Origin of the sequence: Neosynechococcus sphagnicola sy1 (assembly GCF_000775285.1) — a bacterium.
Classification (GTDB): domain Bacteria; phylum Cyanobacteriota; class Cyanobacteriia; order Neosynechococcales; family Neosynechococcaceae; genus Neosynechococcus; species Neosynechococcus sphagnicola.
In genome coordinates this window covers 1-727 of the sequence record NZ_JJML01000082.1, presented here as the reverse complement: position 1 = coordinate 727, position 727 = coordinate 1, and the positions used below count along the sequence as shown (strand labels likewise).

The 727-nt window shown below is 46.2% G+C and carries 1 pseudogene; it reads left to right on the top strand.

The window, feature by feature from the left end:
- Positions 1 to 727 (top strand): annotated as a pseudogene (locus DO97_RS31585) (phytoene desaturase family protein); the annotation flags it as partial.

Below are 727 nucleotides of genomic sequence, written 5' to 3'. Positions count from 1 at the left end.
GCGATCGCATAACCCATGAAACCTATGAATTTACCGCTGAAACCATCATCTGCAACCTCGATCCCAAGAAAGCAGCCGAGATGATTGGCCTGGAAAATTCTCCCGCTCAGTTCGCCAGAAACTCAATTATCCATACTCCCCTTCCAACTTCATGGCCTACTGTGTGGTGCAGGATCTGGATCTGCGTAATTATGGATTTGGCAAATGGAATACTTTTCATACTGGGAATCCAGATTTAAATCAAGCCTTTGAGCAGATGTATGATCACCATGACTTTTCCAATCCCAGTTTTGCGATTACCACCCCAACTCTCTTAACCAATCACCAGCGGGACTGTCCCCCAGACTGTCAAATTGTCGAATTTTTGACCGTTGCTAACTACGAGTACTTCAAGCAATTACAAGCAACGGATGCCAAGGCCTATCGGCAGAAAAATCAGAAATTCTAGACTCTATCCTGGATGTGGTGGAAAAACACTACGTTCCTGATTTCAGAAAACATCTCGTGTTTAAAATCACGGGTAGCCCCACCACCAACGAGCGATTTTGCTGGTGTCCCCAGGGCAATTCCTATGGTTCTAGTCTCACTCCCCGGAATATGGGACTGGGTCGGCTCAATCACCAGACTTCCCTGAAGCATTTCTATTTTTGTAATGCTTCCTCCGGCTATCCCGGATTCGCCGCTACATTTTGGACGGGGCACTTTTATATCAACGATTGTCAGGAGA